This window comes from Paenibacillus sp. 2TAB23 (assembly GCF_052115165.1).
GTDB lineage: Bacteria > Bacillota > Bacilli > Paenibacillales > Paenibacillaceae > Pristimantibacillus.
The window spans coordinates 117,554-136,830 of sequence record NZ_JBFRGD010000020.1 but is presented as its reverse complement, the minus strand read 5'-3'; the positions used below and the strand labels follow the sequence as shown (position 1 = coordinate 136,830).

At 49.0% G+C, this 19,277-nt stretch carries 17 protein-coding genes; 4 read left to right on the top strand and 13 right to left on the bottom strand.

Annotation, left to right across the window (positions count from 1 at the left end):
* The first annotated feature begins 72 nt into the window (after nucleotides 1-72).
* The gene (locus tag AB4Z29_RS24480) at nucleotides 73-912 is read left to right on the top strand and encodes a LysM peptidoglycan-binding domain-containing protein (RefSeq protein ID WP_441945602.1); all 840 of its coding nucleotides are present in this window, start codon (nucleotides 73-75) and stop codon (nucleotides 910-912) included.
* 63 nt (nucleotides 913-975) lie between these two features.
* Here the strand turns inward: AB4Z29_RS24480 and AB4Z29_RS24475 are convergent, their stop codons facing one another.
* From AB4Z29_RS24475 to AB4Z29_RS24455, 5 genes are all read right to left on the bottom strand, one after another.
* Complete coding sequence (locus AB4Z29_RS24475; RefSeq protein WP_441945601.1) at nucleotides 976-2,784, bottom strand: ABC transporter ATP-binding protein; 1,809 nt, start codon at nucleotides 2,782-2,784, stop codon at nucleotides 976-978.
* A 138-nt stretch (nucleotides 2,785-2,922) separates the two neighbouring features.
* Nucleotides 2,923-3,684, bottom strand: coding sequence for a response regulator transcription factor (locus AB4Z29_RS24470; protein WP_441945600.1), 762 nt, complete (start codon nucleotides 3,682-3,684; stop codon nucleotides 2,923-2,925).
* Nucleotides 3,685-3,763: 79 nt separating this feature from the next.
* Nucleotides 3,764-4,594, bottom strand: coding sequence for a carbohydrate ABC transporter permease (locus AB4Z29_RS24465; RefSeq protein WP_441945599.1), 831 nt, complete (start codon nucleotides 4,592-4,594; stop codon nucleotides 3,764-3,766).
* A gap of 3 nt (nucleotides 4,595-4,597) precedes the next feature.
* Nucleotides 4,598-5,488, bottom strand: a complete 891-nt coding sequence (locus AB4Z29_RS24460; protein ID WP_441945598.1) for a carbohydrate ABC transporter permease — start codon at nucleotides 5,486-5,488, stop codon at nucleotides 4,598-4,600.
* A gap of 88 nt (nucleotides 5,489-5,576) precedes the next feature.
* Entirely contained in the window at nucleotides 5,577-6,896 is a 1,320-nt protein-coding gene (locus AB4Z29_RS24455) for an ABC transporter substrate-binding protein (RefSeq protein WP_441945597.1), read from the bottom strand.
* Between the two features lie 314 nt (nucleotides 6,897-7,210).
* On the opposite strand from AB4Z29_RS24455, the gene AB4Z29_RS24450 reads away from it, so the two are divergent.
* Genes AB4Z29_RS24450 through AB4Z29_RS24440 form a run of 3 tightly spaced genes read left to right on the top strand, consistent with a single transcriptional unit; the run spans nucleotide 7,211 to nucleotide 10,595 of the window.
* The gene (locus AB4Z29_RS24450; RefSeq protein WP_441945596.1) at nucleotides 7,211-8,185 is read left to right on the top strand and encodes a glycoside hydrolase family 113; all 975 of its coding nucleotides are present in this window, start codon (nucleotides 7,211-7,213) and stop codon (nucleotides 8,183-8,185) included.
* The gene (locus AB4Z29_RS24445) at nucleotides 8,182-9,393 is read left to right on the top strand and encodes an AGE family epimerase/isomerase (protein ID WP_441945595.1); all 1,212 of its coding nucleotides are present in this window, start codon (nucleotides 8,182-8,184) and stop codon (nucleotides 9,391-9,393) included. Before AB4Z29_RS24450 ends, AB4Z29_RS24445 begins: the two co-directional genes overlap by 4 nt.
* A 26-nt stretch (nucleotides 9,394-9,419) precedes the next feature.
* On the top strand, nucleotides 9,420-10,595 hold the full coding sequence (locus AB4Z29_RS24440) for a glycoside hydrolase family 130 protein (RefSeq protein ID WP_441945594.1): 1,176 nt from the start codon (nucleotides 9,420-9,422) through the stop codon (nucleotides 10,593-10,595).
* A 60-nt stretch (nucleotides 10,596-10,655) separates the two neighbouring features.
* On the opposite strand, the gene AB4Z29_RS24435 is transcribed toward AB4Z29_RS24440, so the two are convergent.
* The 8 genes from AB4Z29_RS24435 to AB4Z29_RS24400 form a co-directional block, all read right to left on the bottom strand.
* Nucleotides 10,656-11,189 (bottom strand): AAA family ATPase, encoded by a 534-nt coding sequence (locus tag AB4Z29_RS24435; protein WP_441945593.1) that lies wholly within the window; start codon nucleotides 11,187-11,189, stop codon nucleotides 10,656-10,658.
* Nucleotides 11,176-11,634 (bottom strand): hypothetical protein, encoded by a 459-nt coding sequence (locus AB4Z29_RS24430; RefSeq protein ID WP_441945592.1) that lies wholly within the window; start codon nucleotides 11,632-11,634, stop codon nucleotides 11,176-11,178. Before AB4Z29_RS24430 ends, AB4Z29_RS24435 begins: the two co-directional genes overlap by 14 nt.
* Before the next feature lie 266 nt (nucleotides 11,635-11,900).
* Nucleotides 11,901-12,977: a LacI family DNA-binding transcriptional regulator gene (locus tag AB4Z29_RS24425; RefSeq protein ID WP_441945591.1), complete on the bottom strand. Its 1,077-nt coding sequence runs from the start codon at nucleotides 12,975-12,977 to the stop codon at nucleotides 11,901-11,903.
* A gap of 14 nt (nucleotides 12,978-12,991) precedes the next feature.
* Nucleotides 12,992-14,281: an ABC transporter substrate-binding protein gene (locus tag AB4Z29_RS24420; protein WP_441945590.1), complete on the bottom strand. Its 1,290-nt coding sequence runs from the start codon at nucleotides 14,279-14,281 to the stop codon at nucleotides 12,992-12,994.
* Nucleotides 14,278-16,149, bottom strand: coding sequence for a cache domain-containing sensor histidine kinase (locus AB4Z29_RS24415; protein ID WP_441945589.1), 1,872 nt, complete (start codon nucleotides 16,147-16,149; stop codon nucleotides 14,278-14,280). The genes AB4Z29_RS24420 and AB4Z29_RS24415 overlap by 4 nt, the downstream gene beginning before the upstream one ends.
* Before the next feature lie 17 nt (nucleotides 16,150-16,166).
* A complete protein-coding gene (locus AB4Z29_RS24410) occupies nucleotides 16,167-16,928 on the bottom strand; it encodes an SDR family NAD(P)-dependent oxidoreductase (protein ID WP_441945620.1) in 762 nt (253 codons plus the stop codon).
* 179 nt (nucleotides 16,929-17,107) lie between these two features.
* On the bottom strand, nucleotides 17,108-18,211 hold the full coding sequence (locus AB4Z29_RS24405; protein ID WP_441945588.1) for an NADH:flavin oxidoreductase: 1,104 nt from the start codon (nucleotides 18,209-18,211) through the stop codon (nucleotides 17,108-17,110).
* Between the two features lie 180 nt (nucleotides 18,212-18,391).
* Entirely contained in the window at nucleotides 18,392-19,276 is an 885-nt protein-coding gene (locus AB4Z29_RS24400) for an ABC transporter ATP-binding protein (RefSeq protein ID WP_441945587.1), read from the bottom strand.
* Nucleotide 19,277: the final 1 nt, after the last annotated feature.

Here is a 19,277-nt window from a genome sequence, read left to right as displayed (position 1 = left end):
CTAAAATTAAAGCGCTTACTCTATTAGAATGGATGAGCAGGCCATCTTTATACATAGAAGGGAAGAGACCCCATGAAAAAAGGCATGAAACAGCTGCTTTGCAGTGCCGCTGTCTTCGCTCTTTTGACCACAGCTCCTTCGATCAGCTCCGCCGCTTCCTATACCGTACAGCCGAGCGACACTCTATGGATCATTGGCGCCAAGCACAGCACGACCGCTCAGCAGCTGAAGAAGCTAAACGGTTTGACCTCTGACTCGCTTGCCATTGGACAGAAGCTGCTCGTTCCTGTCCCGCCGGAATTTGTTCCCGCAACGGTTCTGCAAGGCGATACGATGTGGAAGATTGCCAAAAAAACAGCCATCCCGCTTCCGAAGCTGATCGCTGCCAACCAACAGCTCACGAACCCGAATAACATATGGGCCGGTCTTGATATCCGTATTCCGAAGCTGCCAGGCCAATATGCAACCGGTGTGTTTCCGCTGCCGAAAGGCACTTATACGCCATTCTCCAACACCTATGCAGATTCTCGCACTTGGTCGACGGACGGCACCGAAACCCGAAGCCATGAAGGCGTCGATATTCTGGCTCCCAAAGGAACTGCCGTTTACAGCGCTCTCCCCGGTACCATCGTTAACGCAGGCTGGAATGAGTACGGAGGCTGGCGGGTAACCGTCCGCGTCGATGCCGCCACCACGTTTTATTACGCCCATTTGTCCAAATATGCAGCAGGCATCAAGGAAGGCGTCAAAGTATCAGCCGGGCAATTGCTCGGTTATGTGGGCAGCACCGGCTATGGACCAGAAGGCACCGAGGGTAAATTCGTTCCGCATCTCCACTTCGGTATTTATAAAAGCTCGCCCAGCTACCGCTCGATTGATCCCTACCTCATGCTCAAATGGTGGTCGCTATAAGCTGCCATGCAATCAAAAAGGTCGATCTGGCTTATTCGCCTGATCGACCTTCTTTCTCCCCTCTTACAGCTGAAGCTGCTTGAGGTTATAAAATTCCCCTTTGCTTGCCATTAGCTCCTCGAAGGTGCCAACCTCGGCAATCCGGCCATGCTTCATCACGACAATGCGGTCTGCGTCGCGAATCGTTGACAGGCGGTGCGCGACGATGAAAGTCGTACGGCCCTTGATCAGCTCCTGCATTGCCTTCTGTACATGAAACTCCGACTCGTTGTCGAGAGCGGATGTCGCCTCATCCAATATGATAATGCTCGGCTGGCGCACGAGCGCGCGGGCGATCGCTATCCGCTGGCGCTGGCCGCCGGAGAGCTTACCGCCATGCTCGCCAACCATCGTTTCCAAACCATTGGGCAGTTGTCCGATAAACTCGGAGAGATTGGCCATATCAACTACGCGCTGTACCTGCTCATCCGTAATATCGCGCAGTCCGTAAGTAATGTTGTCGCGAATCGTTCCCGAGAACAAGATATTCGTCTGCGGCACGACAGCCAGATGCTTGCGGTAGCTGCGCAGATCGATATCCGCGAGATCAATGCCGTCCATCATCACTTTCCCGCCAGTGGGCTGCAGGAAACCGATGACGAGATTAAGAACCGTCGATTTGCCCGCACCGGATGCGCCAACGAATGCAATGCACTCGCCAGCCTCCACGTCAAGCGTCACGTCCTCAAGCACATGATGCTCGCTGCCTGGATAAGACAGCTCGACGCCTCGGAACGAGAATTCGCCGCGCACGCCAGCCAGCTTTCTCTTCCCGCTGTTATTCTCGATATCGGTCGATACCAATATCTCTTTGATCGAATGAATGGATTCGAGCCCTTTTGCAATTTGCGGATAAATATTGATTAGTCCAGTAACAGACCCTAGGATCATAGCGAAAAACCCTTGGTACATGACAACATCGCCAACCTGGATTTCACCGTTATACGCCAGATAGGCGGTAAAGATCAAACAAAGCACCTGAAAAATTTGGAACGTGACCCAGTTCGTCGATCCAAAATAGGCTTCTACCAAATCAAGTCGGTAGCCCTTGCCTTGGATATTGCGCAGCGTCGAGTCGATCCGCTCAATTTCTACCTTTTCTAATCCATGTGCCCGCGTTATTGGAATCATCTCCACCATCTCTGACACTCGCGAGGACATTTGTTCGATTTCCTTGCGGAACTCCTTGTTCGACTTTCTGATTTTGCGGCGGAATATCGTCACAATCGTGATCGACATTGGAATCGTTAGGACAAAGAACAAAGAAACGACCCAGCTGCTGTTCAGCGTAATGACAAAAGAGACAATAATATTCACGACGGCAGGAGCGAGCGCGATCATGAATTGCTTCGACATCATCTCTACCGCTTCTACATCCCTGAGTACCTTGGACTGAAGCTTGCCTGCAGGCAGCTCGCGGTGCTGGTTGATCGAAAGCTGCTGGAGCTTCCGGACAAGCGCGCTGCGAAGTCCCGCTTCCACGTATCTCACCGCGCGGCTTAGAAAGGATATGTAAGCGGCATGAGTCGGTATATTTTGCAAAATGACAATCAGGATGATGAAGAAATTAATCCAAATCCCGCTGATCGAATGCTTCGCCGGGTTTGTCGCGATGTTGATAATGTTCGCGGTAACGATCGGCAGCACGTATATCGGCGCGCTCTTGATCAGCAGAAAAAACAACGAAACAAACAGGTTTGCGAAATTTCCTTTGTATAGAGAAAACAAAAACTTCAACGGACTCGCATCCTGCTCCAGCGATGCGTTTTCGAACGTACTGGCTAGCCCTTTTGCAGCTGCGCTCAAGCGGGCTTTTTCCACTCTCTCTGACATTGCTCTACCCATCCCTCTGTAGCTCTGTTCGTTTATAAACGCGTGTTTATTCCAAGCACTACGGCACAATATTACGCTCATATTGTGCAGCTGTAAAGATGTTTTCTTGCACTTCTTATATTCATTTTGGCTAATTGCCTACCGATGCTTGCCTTTATAGTCCTTCGGCGTCTCGCCTGTCATTTTTTTAAACAGTTTATTGAAATAAACGGGGTCGCTGTAGCCAACCAGCTGTGATATCTCATAGTTTTTCAAATTCGGATGGTCCGTCAGAAATTGCTTGGCTTTCTCGATTCGAATATCAATCAAATAATCGGTGAGCGTCATCCCCGTCTCCTGCTTGAATAAGCGGCTCAAATAATTAGCGCTCATGCCGACCGTTTCAGCCATGCGCTCCATCTCGAAGTTTTTGCCGTATTCCTGCTCCAGAATGGATTTCATCTGCTCAATGACATGATGCTCCTTTTCCTTGGAGATCGCTTCAGCAAGCTGCGGAGTATCGTTCGCTTCTACAATCTGCGCTTGCTCGCCGCGTTCTTGCTTGATTCTAATAAGCAGATCATATAAATTCGACTTGTCGACAGGCTTCAGCAAATAGTCGCGTACGCCATGGCGGAGCGCCTTGCGCGCGTATTCGAATTCACTAAATCCGCTTAGCACGATCGTTGCTACCTTCTTGTCCCGCAGATGCTCAATAAGCTTCAAGCCGTCCATCATCGGCATTTTGATATCTGTTATAAGGACGTCGAGCTCACCGTCACCCAGCTTGGATATATGTGCCCACGCATCCATCCCGTTGCTGTAAGAACCGATAACTTGGATATCCAAGTCCATTTTCGTCAAAATTTTTTGCAGGCCAAGCCTAATGAATTCCTCATCGTCCGCGATAATAATGTTCACTCATGCTCGCTCCCTTCGCGTGATCCACCTCTAGTTTGCGCTAAAATCCGCATGACCGCAATGGAAAGAAAGCGGGCGGTTATTTCACCGCACCGCTTGTCACACCCGCGAATATATATTTCTGTAAGAACAGATAAAGAATGGCTGTTGGAATCATGATGATGAGTATCGCTGAAGAAATCATTTGCCAATCCCCGCTATTCACTCCGAAGAATCGCATGAGCGAGGTGGAGACCACGACATGCTCGGCTCGCGGCAGGTAAAGCAGCGGGATGAACATATCATTATAGATACTGATCGTCTTTAGGATAACGATCGTCGCCGTAGCCGGAGCAAGCAGCGGGAATATAATGGAGCGGAAGATTCGGATCAGGGAGGCACCCTCCAGCATCGCGCTTTCATCCAGCTCGTTCGGAATATTGCGAATGAATTGCAGGTAAATGTAGATTTGAAGGATATCCGCCCCTACGTAAATCAGAACAGGTCCCATCAGGTTGTTCGTTAAGCCAAGGGTTTGGATCGTCTTGTAGTTGACCACCTGTGTCGTAATCGCCGGGATAATCGTTGCGAACAGGAACAGGCCGACGATCGGTCCCTTGAATTTGAAATCAAAGCGTCCGACTGCATAACAGAAGGCTGATCCGATCAAAATATTCAAAATCAGCGTAATCGCAATGATGAATAGCGTGTTTCCGAATGCTTGCAGCATATCCGCCTGCTTGAACGCTTGGGCGAAGTTTTTCAAGTAAAGAAAGCTATCCGGCATATCGATCGTCGACTTGGTATGGAATTCATCCTTCGTCTTGAAAGCGTTGACCACGATAATATAAGGCGGGAATAAAATCGCAAATGCCGCCAATACTAGGCTGAAATATTTCACTGTGTCCCAAAGCTTATTGGATTTATTCATCGATTATTCCCCCTTTCCTTTCAACAAAAAGCGCTGAATCGATAAGACGATAACAACAAAGAGCAGCAAGACTACGCTCATCGCGGATGCAAGACCGTAATTGTTGAACTGGAAGGCTGTTTCGACGATTTTCATAACGAACGTTTCGCTTGAACCAGCAGGTCCGCCCTTGGTCAAGATATACGGTAAATCGAAGACCTCCAATGCACCGGTAACCGTGAGGAACAAATTGAGCTCAATGATTTTGTAGATGTTCGGAAGCGTGATGCTTTTGAATTTCTGCCAGCCATTCGCCCCGTCAATGGATGCCGCTTCATAAATGTCATTCGGGATAGACTGAAGCGCCGCTAGATAAATAACCATATTGAAGCCCATGAATCGCCAGAAGCCGATGGAAGCAAGCGTGTAATTGACGAATGAGCCGTTTCCGAGCCAGCTCGTCTTGGACAAAGCATCGAAACCGAGCTGTCCGAGCAGATAATTCAAGGAACCGTTAGTCGTATCGAATACGTAACCGAATAAGTATGCTACAGCAACGCCGTTAAGGATGTACGGTAAAAATAGCAGCAGCCTAAAAAAGTTTTTCCCTTTAAGCTTGCTGTTCAGCACGACTGCAAAATAGATGGCCGCGATGTTCTGTACGATTCCGACAGCGAAATAGGCAAAGTTATGTTTAAATACGCCGAAGATAGCCGGATTGGCAAAAACTTCTTTGTAATTGGACCATCCGATCCATGGTTTGTTGGAGCTTAGTCCGTCCCAGCTAGTGAAACTTAACCGAATGAGTTCGAGCGCCGGATAATAGGCGAATGTCAGCAGCAGCAGCAGCGGCAATGCGACGAATCCAATGACTACGTAATTTTTCTGTGTTTTGAAAGGCAATCTGCTAAACATGAGACAACCCCATCCTCCCTGCTTCCTTCTAATCGGAATGGGCAGGATGGAAAACCGTTACCCGGTGTATCCATCCTGCTTGCACCCTTTACAGACCTAGATCTTTTTTCGCTTTTGCCCATGCCGTGTTCACTTTATCGAGTACCTTTTGTGGATCCTTCGACAATACGAACTCTTGAACGACAGCCGCTTGGTCTAGCTGTGCTTTGTTTTGAATTTCAGTGGCAGCGTCGACTGGAGCAGCCGGCTCGAAAAATTTAGGGCTGAAGCTATTGAATTCAGTAAGCTGCGGAAGCTTGGATTCTTTATCCTTCAGCGTTGGGATGAAGCCTGCGAAATCATCGTAGCCCGATTCCTCGATCATCCACTGAACGAATGCTTTTCCTGCTTCTACGTTGCCGTTTTTGTTAACCGCGTAGAAGAAATCCGGATTAAGCGGTGCTTTTGCTTCGCCAGAGTTGTCGACAGGGAATGGGAAGAAACCAACATCCTCGGCAGGAGCGCCGTTTTCAATAACTTGGTTGATGACCCAGTTGCCAAGCAGATACATACCGAATTTACCGGATGCTACGTCTTTTTTCGATTGCTCCCAGTTTGTCGAGTTAACGTCTGCTTCAAGGAAGCCTTTGGTATGCATTTCACGAATAATGCTCCATGATTTGCCGTATGCGTTATCCATTGTGTAAGGCGTGTCGCTTTCAGCACGTTTATTCTGGTGGTCAGAAGCGCCAGCTAGCAGGGTTGGCATATCGTTGACCCAAACGTCTAACGGCCATTTGTCTTTGAAGTTGGAAGCGAGCGGCACGATGCCTGCGTCCTTCAGCTTCTGGGATGCTGCAAGGAACTCGTCGTATGTTTTCGGAAGAGCGGTGATGCCTGCTTTCTCGAATGCTTTCTTGTTATACACGATACCTACCGTCGAACCGCCGGAGGAAATGCCATACATCTTGCCTTCCTGCGCTTTCAAGTCCTTGAAGTGGATGTCGCCAGAGAAAGTGATATCGTCGAGCGGAGCGAAATAATTCGGAAGCTCGGCATTCGGAATCGTCGGCGTGAATACAACATCAGGGAAATCGCCGGAAGCGATACGAATTTTCAGTGTTTTGTCGTAGTCGGTAATCGCTTCGAACTTAAGGTCTACGCCTGGGTACTTCTCTTCAAAACGTTTTTCGTAGTCCACGTATTGCTTGTCGATCATATCTGTACGGTTGGTTAAGAAAACGACTTCGCCCGTAATTTTGGTTGCTTCCTCTGTACCGCCGTTTTCTGGCTTGTTTGTTGCCGCATCATTCGAACTTGGCTTGTTTGTTGCTGCATTCTCATTTGTGTTAGCATTATTTCCGCCACAAGCAGCAAGACTTGTTAGCATAACTACCGATGCAAGTGCTAACGAAACAGTTTTTTTCATTTTTAAAATCCCCCTTAGATCGTTTTGATTCCGCTTACAAATTGATAATAACGCATTATTCGCAGATCTAAAATGGTTTAAAATATGATTTATAGTCTTCAACTGACATTGTTTGAAAACGCTATCTTCCGCTTAAAAGCTGAAATAACAGCAAATTGCATCCTTGATTTGCGCTATTAAATGAAGCAAAACAGCAAAACTCCCGCATAGCTAAGAAAGGTATTGCAAACATTCCTTAAATCATGTTTACTTGTTATATAACAAAAACATTAATTAGCAATAACAAAAATAATTCATAAAGCGAGGCGACACGAATGACGAACCAAACGGCCTATATCGGCGGCATGACTTGGGGCTGGACAGGCGTACGCGGTACTTGGACCGGACCAAAAGCAGAGCAGTCCATGGCGCTTATGGCCGAACGATTGAACGTGAATTGGACGGCAATAGCGCTGGGCGCTCTTCAAGAACATGCACAGGCAACTGAAATCAAATTTGGCGAAGCCCCTACCGTTACAGATGACGAGGTGCTTAGTGCGATCCAGCTAGCCAAGTCACTTAATCTAAAGGTCTGCTTAAAGCCCGTTGTCAACTGTGCGGATGGAACATGGCGCGCTCATATTAATTTCTTCGATCTCGACGTACCTTGCGAGCCCAAATGGTCCGATTGGTTCGCTTCCTATACCACGTTCATTCTGCACTACGCGCGAATCGCGGAGGAAACAGGCTGTGAAATGTTTTGTATCGGCTGCGAGATGGTCCAAACGGATCGCCGGGAAACGGAGTGGCGCAAGCTGATAGCGGAGGTCCGCAAGGTTTATTCCGGAATTGTCACGTACAACTGCGACAAATACCAAGAAGGCCAAGTGAAATGGTGGGACGCTGTCGACGTTATTTCCTCCAGCGGCTACTACCCGATCGGAGATTGGGAGGATCAGCTTAATCGCATTGAGAAGATTGTCTCTGCCTACGACAAGCCATTTTTCTTCATGGAAGCAGGCTGCCCTAGCCGTGAAGGCTCGCAGCATATTCCGAATGATTGGGGTCTGCCTGGTGCTCCAAGCGAAGAAGTCCAGCGGCAATTCTACGAAACGATGTTCGGTGCATCCGATAAGCGGGACTGGGTCGGGGGCTTCATGCTCTGGGATTGGCCGGCTCGGCTATATGAGGAAGGCGATGCGGCAGCTAATGATGATTACTGCATGTATGGCAAGCAGGCTGAAAAAACCGTTCACGATTATTACGCAAAGAAGACCAATGAGTCAACGATAGGAGGAACGATCTCATGAATGAGAGCAACCAGCAGTGGTTAAGCCGCATTCAACAAGAGCTTGAATCCAACATTCTCGGTTTCTGGATGAAACATACGGTCGATGAGAAAAACGGAGGTTTCTTTGGCTATATAAGCCGTGATCTTACCGTTAACCATGAGGCTAGCAAAAGCTTGGTGCTTAACACCCGTATATTGTGGACCTTTGCTTCCGCATACCGCTTGACCGGGAACAAAGCCTACCTGCAGATTGCCGACCGTGCTTACCGCTACGTCAACGAGCACTTTGTCGACTCTGAATACGGCGGGCTTTATTGGATGGTTGATTGGGCAGGACAGCCGCTCGAAACCAAAAAACAGGTTTACGGCCAAGCCTTTGCCATCTATGCCTACTCCGAGTATTACCGGGCTACTGGAAACGAGGAATCACTGAAGCAAGCGATTGAGCTTTTCCATACGCTTGAGCGTTACAGCTTTGACGAGCAGTATCAAGGTTATTTCGAGGCGCTAACACGCGAATGGCAGGAAACCGATGATAACAGCCTGAGTGAAAAGGATTTGAATGAGAAAAAATCCATGAACACGCATCTGCACGTCATGGAAGGATATACGAACCTATACCGGATTTGGAAATCCGATGAGCTGCATGCCAAGCTGAAATCGCTCATTGAGATTACGATCAAGCACATCATAAATCCGGCAAATGCGCACTTCATTCTATTTTTCGACGAGCAATGGAACTACAAATCCGAGCATATTTCCTACGGCCACGACATTGAGGGCAGCTGGCTGCTTGTAGAAGCGGCTGAGGTGCTGGGCGACGAGGCTTTGCTTGCAGAAGCTAAGGAAATTGCAATCCGGATGGCTGAAGCCACTTTGAACGAAGGCGTAGACAGCGATGGCGGATTATTGAACGAGGCTGGTCCGAATGGCTTGATTGATACGCATAAGGATTGGTGGCCGCAGGCCGAAGCCGTCGTTGGGTTCTACAACGCCTTCCAAATGACCGGAGAAGAGAAATATCGCGACGCGGCTTTAAACTCATGGTCGTTTATTGAACAATTTATCGTTGATCAAACGTACGGCGAATGGCATTGGAGCGTTAACCGAGACGGTGCTCCGAGCGACAACGCCGAAAAGGTCAGCCCTTGGAAATGCCCGTATCATAATGGACGCGCCTGCTTTGAAATGATCGAACGTCTAAGCGGCGCAGCTTCAACACACTAATTCAATTATAATGGAGGATTATATACATGAGTAAATTTACTGAACGCAAGCAGTTGCTGACAGAGCGGTACGAGGCTCTTGTCACGCAAAAGAACGAGCCAGAAGCACTTGGCAACGGCGTATTCGACCGTTATGTGCATCCTGTCCTAACGGCGGCGCACGCACCGCTCGCTTGGAAGTATGACTTTAACCCCGAGACGAATCCTTTCTTCATGGAACGCCTTGGCATACACTGCGTTTTTAATCCAGGTGCGATATTCTTAAACGGGAAATATCATCTGGTTGCCCGCGTTGAGGGCAACGACCGCAAATCCTTTTTCGCGATTGCCGAGAGCGACAGCCCTGTAGATGGCTTCCGTTTCTGGGAGCATCCGATTCTTCTGCCAGAAACGGACAATCCGGACGTAAATGTCTACGATATGCGCCTTGTTCAGCATGAGGATGGCTGGATTTACGGCTTGTTCTGTACCGAGAGAAAGGATCCCGCTGCCCCAAAAGGCGATCTATCCAGCGCAATCGCTCAATGCGGTATTGTAAGAACGAAGGATTTGAAGCAATGGGAGCGCCTTGCCGATCTCAAAACGGCATCGAATCAACAGCGTAATGTCGTGCTGCATCCGGAGTTCGTAGACGGCAAATATGCCTTTTATACACGCCCTCAGGATGGCTTCATCGATACGGGTTCAGGCGGCGGCATTGGCTGGGGACTTTCAGATACGATTGAAAATGCGGTTGTTGCGCGTGAGGTTATTATAGATGAGCGTCACTACCATACAATTAAAGAAGTGAAGAACGGCCAGGGCCCTGCACCGATCAAGACCGATAAAGGCTGGATTCATATCGCTCATGGCGTTCGCAATACAGCGGCAGGCCTGCGTTACGTCCTTTACGCATTCTTATCCGATCTGCAGGAGCCTAGTAAAGTAACCCATCGCCCAGGCGGCCACCTGCTTGCGCCGGAAGGCATAGAGCGCGTCGGCGACGTTTCGAACGTTGCGTTCTGCAACGGCGTCATTGCTCGGGACAATGGCGACGTATATATCTATTATGCTTCTTCGGATACTCGCTGCCATGTAGCTGCTACAACGGTAGACCAATTGCTAGATTATTGCCTGAACACGCCGGAGGACCCGCTGCGCTCATATGCTTGCGTAGAGCAGCGCATCGCGTTGATCGACCGTAATCTGCAGCTTCAAGGTTAATCCATATGTTCAAAAGGAGTGTTCATTAGGTGTTAATCCATCTAATGGACACTCCTTTTTTCAACCATTGTCTACGATACGTTCCCCTTCACCTACCGGGGCTTCGAAGCCATTCAGAAATCGGGTTAATATCTCCTCCGTAATCGGAAAAGCTGCATTGGCATCAAATCGTTGGCTGCGAATCCGAAGCCGTTCCCGGAGCACATCAGTCCGAACCTTCATCCAGACGAGCGCCCATTCTCCTCCAGCTGCCTCAATAATCCGCTTATATTCCTCTCGCTTCTTTCTCTGCCAGAAGCTGAAATCTACGACGACGCTGCTTTTTTCTTGAATAAGCGCAATCATGCATTCACGAAGCTTCAGCTCCGCATCTATTTTGAATTGCTCATAATGCTCTGCCGAATAGTCAATACCGAAGCGCCCGTTTGTCGACCAAATCTCCTCGTCAATGGATAAGCGGACAAAACCATGGTCTTCTAATTGCTTCGCGTAGGTCGTCTTGCCTGAGCCAGCTACTCCGCACATCATCACCGCCAGTGGAGCAGCAATCGTCCCTATTCGTGAGATCCACTCCGACTGATCAAAGCTCCTCATATCCAGCCTCCTTTTTTGGCCTGCTCCAATTGTTCCAAATAAGCAGCCCTACGATTACGGCAGCAAAGGAGGCGCCCATATAGCTCCACACTTTCTCCCAGCTAATCTTCCCTCCACCGTATACACCTTCGTATTTCGCTTTAATGAACCTGTCATCGCTTACCTTTACCGCAATCGCGTCAGTGCGTTCTATCCTGTTAATGGCGTAATACTCCGTACCTACTGGATAATAATTAGAGAAATGACCCGAATAAATCCCCTCTTCGTCGGAATACGACGTTACCTTGCCTAGCGCGTTTCCGATTTGGGAAGCTTCAACCGGGATATCCGTTATGGAATAGGAATTTCCGTCATAGACAACGAAATGTCTTGCCCAATCCGCATGGACCGTTCCTATTAGAGTAAAAGCGCTTATGATCCATATAACGATTATATATGATCCCATTTTCCCCAATAGCATCCTCCATCCTTTCATAGCTGCATTATACTAGGGCAGCCTCAAGAAATTCGATTTCACTTAAAACTTTATCTTCCTCGTCTAGCTCCCCATCCTCTTCGCCAACTGAAAAAAAGGCGATTTGATGCTCTTCCGCCGTCAAATCGCCTTCATCTATAAGAACTTCGCCATCACCATATCCGAAAGTTCGGATAACGTGACCATTAATCGCTTTGCACCAAGCATAATAGCTGGAGACCCTATACTTTCCAAAATTACGAAGTAACCGCCTGCCCCGTCGATTCCCGGTACAGCAGCTCGCCTGCAACCAAAAGCTTCTCCATGGGCTCCTGCTTGCATTCGATGCGAGCAATTAGACGGTCGACGGCACGTTTGCCAAGCGTTTCCTTAGGCACATGCACGGTCGTAAGCGCAGGCGACATTCGGAATGAATCCTCTATATTATCGTATCCGGTAACCGACACCTCATCCGGCACCTTGATGCCCAGCTCTTGCAGCGCTTTTACCGCACCGATTCCGATCATATCATTAGCGCAAAGCAGCGCCGTTGGGAGCGACTTTGTCTTGATTCTTTTGATCGCCCATTGCTTTATCGGCTCTTGAAATTGCTCATGCTCGAAGCCTTCTACAGATAAATAATAATCACTGCTTATCGAGTAGCGCGATGCTTCCTCCATATGCTCCTCAAGTGCGCTTCGGAAGCCGAGAAAACGGTCCTTAAAACTCCGGGAATAATGAATATCACCTACAAAACACAGCTGCGCATGACCTTTTCCGATCAAATGCTTGGTCAGACGGTACATGGATTCATAGTTGTTCGTGAAAACCGTATCGCTAGGAATGAGCATATCTTCATGATCCACCAATACCATCGGGAGGCCGATCCTGTGCACCTCAAGCAGCAGCGGCGTCGATATTTCTCCAACGCCAATTAAACCGAGAATGCCGTTCGGATTCAGGAAATGCAAGAAATGATCGACGCTTTGCTCGGAGACGATGACCATGCCATAGCCGCCTTCTTCCAGCTTGGCTGCAATGCCGTCCAGAATCCGTCCCCAATAGAGCGACTCTTTCGTTTGGAAACGAATGTTCGGCATGAGCACAAGCACCGACTGCTTGCCTGCGGCAGGCGTCTTAGGAAGCTGCTCGAGCTTCATCGTTTTGACATACGCATTTTTTTGAGAGAAATAACCCAGCTGTGATGCCGCCTGAATGACGCGCTCCTGTGTTGCTTCGCTGACTCCACCCTTGCCGGATAGCGCCTTGGAGACAACAAACTTTGAGACACCTAAATAATCGGCAATCTGCTGCATGGTAACCTTCTTTGACATTGAAAAACTCCACCTTAACTTTCGGTAATGGTTCGTGCTGCTTTCCATCGCTCGTTATATTTGTCGAACACTTCCTGCAAGTCAGGAGCAGCTATCCAATCCTGAATAAAATCACCCGACCAGAATGCGATTTGTGCCGTATTTGCGATTTCGAGCAGCAAATCATTCGGAACGCGGCGTTCTAAAAATTCGCTATTGAAGGACAAAAACTGCTGGAATTGCGGCAAAGACGGAGTCATCGCTTCATTGACTGGCAGGAAACCGGAATCGTCAATATAACCGGAATCATTCACAAAAAACTTTACCCAAGCTTCAGCAAGCGGTTTATTCTCGCTAAACTTGCTTACGCCCAAAAACCAATCCGGACTTAATGGCGCATACCTTTTCTCTCCATTATCATACGGGAATGGAAAAAAACCGATATCCTCTGACTTGGCGCCGGCGGCGATCACTTGATTGATGACCCAATTTCCCATCAAATACATGCCTGCTCTACCGCTTGCCAGCTCTGTCTTGGAAATTTCCCACTGATTGGTGAGCAGCTGCTTCTCCACGTAATCCCGATCGATTAACGTTTTGGCGATAGAGATCGCTTGTCCCCATGGATTGTCGATTTGCCACGGACTGTCCTCATTCACCATATTATTCAAATAGTTGGCGTCTCCCGTTATATAGCTGACCAAATCCTCGCCCCAAGTCATCAACGGCCACTGGGCGCCATAATTCAAATAGACCGGAACAATACCTGCTTCCTTAAGCTTTTCGCAGGCTTCATAGAATTCGTCGAGCGTCGTCGGTACATCCTTGATCCCAGCTTTTGCAAAAGCCTCTTTGTTATACACAATGCCCGTTGTAGACGCCCCCGTTGCAATGCCATAACGAGCGCCTCCGAAAGCTTTGAAATCGGCAAAACGAACATTTTCGAAGAGACTGTCATTAAGCGGCTCGAAATATTCCGGCAGATTCTCGTTTTTTATATTGTTGGGCAGCAGGAGCACATCTCCCAAATTGCGTGTAGACAAACGAACCATTATATCGCTGGCATAATTAGGCACGCCCTCGAATTTGACAGTTACGCCGGGATGCAGCTCAGCAAATCGATCGGCATAGGTTTGGAATACGCCATTCTCCACAAGGTCAACGCGATTGGTCAAGACGGTCAACGTCGCAGCGCGCTCCGTCTGCTCCGATTTATCCGTAGGCTCGCTCTCCGCCCTGCCGCCCGGCAAGCTATTGTCGCAGCCCGCTATGCATAAGCCCAATACAAGAATAACGACCATGACAATGGACTTGTATTTATTCATTCCGCTTCTCTCCCTAGTTCGATTGGAAGCTGTAACATCACCTCGGTGCCCGTTCCCCGTTCACTGGTTACCTTCAGCCCATAAGCATTCCCGTAATGGAGCTTGATGCGCTCGTTTACATTTTTCAAGCCAATTCCGCCCGACTTCCGTTTCACGCCAGAATCTTCTACCCCAGCGAGCGAACGATTTAGCCGGTCCAAGGTTTCCTCATCCATGCCAAGACCATCGTCCTCGATACGCAGCCAGAAGATTTGCGAGGTTTGCTCGCTGCTAATTCTAATCCGCATGAATGCCTTGCTGTCATCCATCCCGTGATAAATAGCGTTCTCGACGATAGGCTGAAGCACAAGCTTAATAATCGGATATCGATGCAAAGCTTCGGCTACCTGGATGTCCAGCTGGAAGCGGCCCGGATATCGGTAATTAAGCATTTCCACATAATTTCTCATATGCAGCAGCTCATTCTCCAAGGTGACCTCCTCATGCAGGTCGCTAATGCTGTAACGCAGCAGCTTTCCTAGAATAGCGATCATGTCTGCCGCAATTTGGTCGTCATTCAGCTCCGCTGCCATGCGGATCGATTCGAGCGTGTTGTACATGAAATGAGGATTAATCTGGCTCTGCAGCGCATGCAGCTCAGCTTCCTTCTTCTTCTTCTCAATGACATAAATATCTTGAATAAGATGGTCGATACGTACAATCATGCGGTTGAACTGGGTACCCAGCTGTCCAACCTCATCCCGGTATTTCACCTGAAACTGCACATTGAAATCACCCTCTTGTACATTCCGCATCAAACGCATCATTTTGCGAAGCGGATTCGTGAGCGCGAACGAAAAGACAAATGAAATAAAGAGCGCAACGATAATCGTAATAATCGTAGCAATCCACGTCACCCGCCGGATTACGACCGCATCCTTTGTCAGCTCGCTGTTCGCGATGGACGTCATAACCTTCCATTCCGTATTCGGCGACGTCGTATATATGTATAACCGCTTCACGCCATCTCGCTCGTAATAGAAGCTGCCTTTTGTCCCCTTGGCAAGCGCGACAGTCGGATCATTCGCGATATTCGTCGCCATCCGCGACTTGTCGCTGTCATATACGACGTTGCCGGCTTCATCCATAATGACTGAATCTCCATTCGTTACCTTATCGAGCTCACTCATCTGATCCTCAATGACGCTAATATTCGCATCCACAGCAATTAGGCCGAGCGGCTTCAACGATTTGTCGATGACTTTGCGAACGACCGTAAACGCATATTTGGTGCTCTGCAAGTTGCTCGTATATTTCTGCGTACTAAATAACAGCGCTTCGCCCCCAGAGCTTTGCACGTTCTCGCGCCAGTTCTCATAGCTTTCCTTCACATTCAGCCGAATRCCGCCGCCGGCAGTCGAATAATAGCCATTTCCGAACTGGTCAAAAATATAAACGGAATTGGCACCTCGCTTTATCGTATTGATAAACGAGATGTTCCCCTCGATCCCCCGCTGAATAACGAGCAGCTGGTCAAAATCATCGGGCAGCTGGCTGCTGTTATCGCCCGCCGCCTGCTGCCGCTGCTCGTAATACGCATTGGAACGCATCAAATTTTGCTTTATATCGTCTTGATAAGCGGGAATCGAGGATATGCGTACCATATCCTCGATATAATCGTCGACGCGAACCATCATGTTCTCAAGCATCTTAGTCGAATATACGATCGTTTTCTCTTCGATCGAGCGTGAATAGTTGCTATAGGAGATGTAGCCGATAAACGATAATGGCAGCGTAATCAGAAGCAGAAAGACGATAAACAGCTTCCGTTCCATTCTCATGCCGCCAATAGCCGCCCATATGCGCCACAATCGTTTTTTTGGACTCATCCTCATACTCCCTTAATCTAGATGGCAGGCATGACATTTCCGCCGTTCACTGGAATATATGCCCCTGTAATAAAGCTCGCAAGATCCGATGCCAGAAATGCGACCGTATTCGCAATTTCCTGATCGGTTCCTCTCCGTTTAAGCGGGACGCTCTGCGCATAGGGATTGTTCTCGTCTATTCCGCTCGCACGGTCGCGATCGCTGATTGTCCAACCCGGAGCCACCTGGTTAACCGTGATTTGATGCTCTCCCGCTTCCTTTGCAAGTACGCGGTAAAGACCGTCCATTCCGCGCTTGCCGGCCGTATAGGCGGATTGGTTCGGAAAGTTCTGCATCGCGCATTCCGTATTAATCCCTATGACCCGTCCTGCTTTCCGATCTATCATCGCAGGCACGAACGCTTTGGCCAAAAAGACGCTTTGCAGCACGCAGGATTCGAATTGGCTGACGTAATCCGCGATAGGCTGCTCCAGAATGCTTGTCCATTGGTACTGAATGACCGCATTGGCAACTATGATGTCAACGTGACCGAGCTCTTCGGCAACCGCCGACTTCATCTCATTCATTTGCTGCTCGTTAGTCACATCCGCTTGAACGATCATGGCGCGCCTGCCGAGATTCGTTATTTCCTGCATTAGCTCTCTAGCCTTCGCTTCGTTATTATTGTAATGCAGTACGATGTTAGCGCCGCAGCCGGCAAGCGTACGAGCCATAACACGGCCCAAATCGCCGGTTGCCCCAGTAATTAAAGCTGTTTTATTCGAAAGATCGATTTGCATAGTCTGATTCACCCTTCTAATTGAGAGAGATTTGTTAGATCATTTCTATATAATTATGCTACCAAAAAAACAACCTTTTATAAAGCGTATTCAAAAAATAACGCTTCAGCTGGTCAACTGGAGGAACGAACGTAAAAAAGCGTGATGCCCTGAAGCATCACGCTTTTTCTCAACCGGTATTAGTTCAAAGCGTTCAGTGCTGCCGCATCAAAATTTCTCAGCTCATCCAATCGTCCATCACGAACCTTGGCCGCCCATTCATAGTCCGCAAGCAGCGCTCTTCCTACCGCCACAAGATCAAACTCTCCGTTTTCCAATCTTTCGAGCAGGCGAGCCTGCGCGGAAACACCTGTGCTGCTCCGAAATTCGTTATCGAGGCCGATAGAGCCGACCGTAATAGTCGGTTTACCGGTGAGCTGCTTCGTCCAGCCTGCCAAATTCAGCTCTGAGCCCGCGAATTCCGGCTCCCAATAACGCCTTGTCGAACTGTGGAAAACATCGACGCCCGCGTCAACGAGCGGAGCCAAAAACGAAGAGAGCTGCTCTGGCGATTCTGCTAATTTCGCCTCGTAGTGGCCATCCTTCCACTGCGAGAACCGCAGCACGATTGGAAAGTCCGGACCTACGGCTTTGCGGCAAGCTTCGATAATCTCTACAGCAAAGCGGGTGCGTGAAGCAAGATCGCCGCCGTAGCGATCCGTACGTATATTTGTTTTGTCCCAGAAAAATTGGTCGATCAAATAGCCGTGCGCCCCATGAAGCTCAATGCCGTCAAATCCGATCCTTGCTGCATCGGCTGCGGCCTGTGCAAAGGCAGAGATCAGGTCCGCGATTTCATTTTCGGTCAATGGCTCCGTTATTTTCTCGCCGGTCAGATTGAGGCCCGAAGGGCCGATAGGCAAAGCTTCTGGATTGGGGAGATCTCCAATCTTGCGCGTCAGCCCGATATGCCACAGCTGAGGAATGATTTTCCCGCCGCCCTCATGCACGGCTTTCGCCACATTAGCCCAGTGCTGAAGCGCTGCCTCGCCGTGGAAATTCGGAATATTGGGGTTGCCGCCCGCAGCAGGGTGATTAATCAGCGTTCCTTCCGTAACGATAAGACCGACTCCGTTTTCGGCTCTGCGGCGATAATAAGCCGCAACATCCTCTGTCGGCACGCCGTTTGGAGAGAATCCTCTTGTCATTGGCGCCATCACAATGCGATTGGCCACCTCTAGATTTTTAGACTTAAAAGGCTTGAATAACGATTCAACCGATGCTTCGCTTTTTGCATTAGACATATGGACTCCTCCTTTATATTCGGTATACTTTTTAGTTACAGTTATATGCCCGTTTATCATATCATTTATTTCCGTCAATTCCCAGTCCTTTAATGAAATGAATCGCATCCGCCACCTGAAAACAGCATAAAAAAAAGCTGTAACAAGGTCATTATTAACCTTGTACAGCTCATTTAACCTTTATTCGACTTTCTCCTCAGGAGGCAGAAGCACGATCTTCCCTTCTCCAAGCTCGACCCGCAATTTATTCGAGTTCTTTACGCCAATTGATTCCAAATAATTCGCGGGGACCTGCAAGCGGCCAGCTTTATCCAGTACAGCATACTCCACATGCGTCCCTTCTTCCGCGTTCTCTTCCTCCAGCGCAGCCAGCTCCTCGGCGTACGAACGCTTTCGCAGCATCTCTGACGAGATTTTGCCGTCTCGAATTGCAGCTACCCGGTCCACCTTCTTCGCAAGCTCCGGATCATGCGTGACGATTACGACCGTAATGCCTATCGTTCGGTTCAGCTCGCGGAACAAATCGAGAATTTGATTAGCCATTCGCGAATCGACGGAACCTGTCGGCTCATCCGCGAGCAGCAGCTTGGGATGGTTAGCGAGTGCAATCGCGATCGCAACTCGCTGCTGCTCGCCTCCCGACAGCTCATACAGCTTATTGGATGCCCGGTGACTAAGTCCCACGGCATCGAGCAGCTCCTTGGCACGCCACCGTTTGCGGCTGCCTGTCARCAAGATGGGAAGCTCGACATTCTCAAGCGCCGTCAAATAAGGAATCAGATTCCGAGCATTATTCTGCCACACGAATCCGACGCTCTCCCGCTTGTAGCGCACAAAATCACGTTCCTTGAATTTCAGCATGTCTCGTCCGTCAACCGTCAGCTTGCCCGCTGTGGGACGATCCAGACCGCCTAGCATATTCAGCAGCGTCGACTTGCCGCTTCCGCTATTGCCGATGATCGCCATCAGCTCGCCATGCTCAATATGGAGATCGAGACCTTGCAGAGCGAATACTTCCAGATCGGCGGTTTTGTATATTTTGACAAGCCCTTCGCAATGAATCATC